Source organism: Aurantimonas sp. A2-1-M11 (assembly GCF_036549475.1).
Lineage (GTDB): Bacteria > Pseudomonadota > Alphaproteobacteria > Rhizobiales > Rhizobiaceae > Aurantimonas.
Map to the genome: position 1 here is coordinate 1 of NZ_JAZHLI010000153.1, position 3,288 is coordinate 3,288.

General features: G+C 55.2%; 3 protein-coding genes. All 3 read left to right on the forward strand.

Features of this window, described 5'->3' with window-relative positions:
• A partial coding sequence (locus tag VQ042_RS25060) for a helix-turn-helix transcriptional regulator (RefSeq protein WP_331822966.1) occupies positions 1–229 on the forward strand: 229 nt, incomplete at its 5' end.
• Between the two features lie 137 nt (positions 230–366).
• Positions 367–2,481 (forward strand): VapE domain-containing protein, encoded by a 2,115-nt coding sequence (locus VQ042_RS25065; protein ID WP_331822967.1) that lies wholly within the window; start codon positions 367–369, stop codon positions 2,479–2,481.
• Positions 2,482–3,051: 570 nt separating this feature from the next.
• The coding region (locus VQ042_RS25070; RefSeq protein ID WP_331822968.1) for a hypothetical protein at positions 3,052–3,288 on the forward strand (237 nt) is incomplete at its 3' end.

Sequence of the window (3,288 nt, forward strand, 5' to 3'; positions counted from 1 at the left end):
GATTTTGGAGAGGCACCCCGTGTCCGATCAAACCATCATTCTGACCGTCGCCCAGACCTGCGAACGGCTTACCATCAGCGAGCCCACGCTGCGCCGCTATGCGAAGTCCTCGAGCGACTTCCCCCGCAAGATACAGCTTGGCCCGCGTCGCGTTGGCTACGTGAAAGCTGATGTTGAAGCGTACGTCGCAAGGCGTCGTGAGGCCGCAAGAACGGCCATACTCGCGTAATTTGGCGAGCGGCATCGGTTAGCGCCCGCATTTCCCCAACGATTTCAAGCAAACGGGCGGAGCATCACTCCGTCAATCATAAAAAAATGCCCGGAAAGGCCGTTGTGGGGCCGATCCGGGCAGATATGGATATTTCAATGAACGATATACAGCTTTCCTGCACGATTTTCCAGCGCAACAATGTTGCGACTGGTCGGCGATCCGGCACCACATGGGCTTTTCTCAGAAAATGGATCGAAGAAAATTCGTACCCCGCTCCCAGCAAAGACGATCTTCCGCTGCTGAAACTTGCGACCTTCAAAAACGACTACCGCTCTGACGCGAACCTTGAGGCGATTTTCGGGATCGAAGGCGACTATGATGGCGGCACCGTCCAACCGGCCAACGCTGCCGACGCTCTCAAAAAGCACGGCATTCTCGCGTCGGTTTACACCACTCCATCGCATCGGCCAGAGGCGCCACGATGGCGTGTTTACGCTCCGCTGTCCCGGTCTACCACGCCGCAAGAGCGCCATGACCTTGTAGGTCGGCTGAATGGCGCTCTCGGCGCTGTCCTCGCACTTGAAAGCTTCACCGCGTCGCAAGCCTTCTACGTAGGCACAGTGGCCGGCGGCGCACCGTTGGAAGTGTGGCACATCGACGGCTCGCCTATCGATTTGGTTGCCGGTCTTCCAACCACAACCCCGGCCGCACGGGAGCCGGCTGCACGAAAGGCCCTGGGATCAGAGAAAGCACCGTCGTTCGATTTCGCCGAGCGAGCGCTTTGCAACATAAATCCATGCGATCTTGACTATCCTCAATGGCGCGACGCCTCCGCCGCATTCCGCCAATCCGCAACTGGTCACGATGTTGATGAACAGTCCGTGCGGATAGCATGGGATCGCTGGTGCTCGCAGCATCCGAAGAACGATCTCGCCGCAAACAACAAGCTTTGGCGCTCATTAGACGGCGGCACACAACTCGGCTGGGATTATCTACGGTCCAAGGTGGACCCGACAGTCCACGCCGAATTGATCTTTGGTTCTCCGCAATCTCGCGAATTGATGCGACCGGCTTTAAACGGAGAGGTTCAACGCCCGAACCCGCTTGATGAGCCCTTGTTCGGAAAACTTGCGGGATCGGCCATATCGACCGAACTGGCGCTGCACATCAAAAATGCTGCGCTGCCGCTCCGTTATGACCTGTTCAAGAAAAAAATGGTCAAAACGGCTCCGATGCCATGGGATCGTCGTCAACACAATCGTATTTCCCTATGGACTGATGAAGATGACATATATCTGCAATCGTGGTTTCATCGCCACGAACTAAAGCCGACAATGGAAGCGGTGCGCAATTCCGCTGTCATTTCGGCGCATCGCAACGAATTCAATCCAATCATCGATTATCTGGACGGGGTAAAGTGGGATGGGCATCATCGACTAGACATGATGCTAGAAACCTATTTTCACGCTGAGAACGTTGATTTTGCACGATCAGTAAGTCCGAAATTTATTATCGGAATGGTCGCAAGAGCGTATCAGCCGGGTTGCAAACGCGACGAGGTCTTGATCCTCGAAGGTGCGCAGGGCATTGGCAAAAGCACCGCTCTAAACACACTCGCTGGCGACGAATATTTTAGCGATAGCTTGCCTAACATGCACGACAAGGATGCGGCGCAACACCTTCAAGGACTTTGGATTGTCGAAATAGCCGAACTCGCGTCTATGCGCCGATCCGAAGCGGAAGACGTAAAGCGGTTTCTCGCAACGAGGATCGATAAGTTTAGACCGCCATTCGGCGTCCGGCCCATCGATAGCCCCCGAACCACAGTGTTCGCGGCAACGACAAACTCTCACCAGTACCTCAAAGACGACAGTGGCAACCGCCGCTTTTGGCCTATCCGCTGTGCCGGCCCCATCGACATCACGGCGCTGGTGCGAGATCGGGACCAGCTATTCGCCGAAGCTGTGCACCGATACCGCCACGGCGAGCCGTGGCATCTCTCGGCAGCGGAGGAAGGGATCGCCGCGCAGGAGCAAGCCAGCCGGCAGGAAGTCGATCCGTGGCACGATCCGATTGAGCGGTATTGCACAGCGATGGGAGATATGCCGGTCCATCTGGCGCATGTGTTCGCAATAGCGTTGTCGGTTTCGTTTGAACGTCAAAATTCGGGCTTGAACCGAAGGGCGGCGAGTATTCTCCGCGAGCTTGGTTATGAACGGCGGAAACTCGCTCGCGACGGAAAGTGGGCCTATGTGCGGAAAACTCCCTAATTCGGACTGTGCTGCACCCACTGCACCCACTTGGTGATCCGTAAGTGGGTGCAGAAAATCGTTGAAAAATAAGGGTCGCACCCACTGCACCCACTTCACCCACTTAGTAGTATTTGAGCATAGAAACGAGAACGTCCTGATTTTCAGCTCTACGCAAACCCACATCGGGAGTGGGTGCAGTGGGTGCAGGACAGTCCGAAATCACTCAACGCTAAATCTACGGCCATTTTCGGCTAATTGCCGGTGCCTATAAATTAGCGGAGCCATCGTCCGCCGTAGCGATCCGCTAAATTACTACAATCCCTAGCGCTATTTCAGCGGACGTCCGATCAATCACCAATTTCATAACCGTTTGGCGGCAGCGATGGTCGTGGCGATGGTCATGGCGACAGTCGTTGGGTTAGAAGTTGCGATAGTAATCGTCTCAATAGGGTGTATGAGACCGATGAATATATCGTTCCGTTGATCGCGTTGCTCATCGTTTTGTAATAAAACTTCGAAGGATGCTTGACAGAAGCCGGGTCCTAGCCGTACGCTATATTTACCGATTTACCAGAAAGGGCTGCGGCTATGCAGGTAAATAAGCAGGATACAGAACGTGGGCGGGTGTTTGCTATGCGAGGCGATGATCCGACGAAGACCGTCGCCACTGTCTTGATTTCCGCATCGAGCACTCGCCAAGGGGAACCCTTCGAAAAGCCGCTGACCCACCTTGCGGCCGCGCTCGATCAATTTGCAGCCCAAGCAAATGCCGCTGATGCCACCCTCAAAACCGATGCGCGAAACGAGCGCGTCCGCACATGTGCC

Excerpts from the sequence above, each read along its gene's own strand:
- VQ042_RS25065 (WP_331822967.1), top strand. The coding sequence starts at position 367 with ATGAACGATATACAGCTTTCCTGCACGATTTTCCAGCGCAACAATGTT.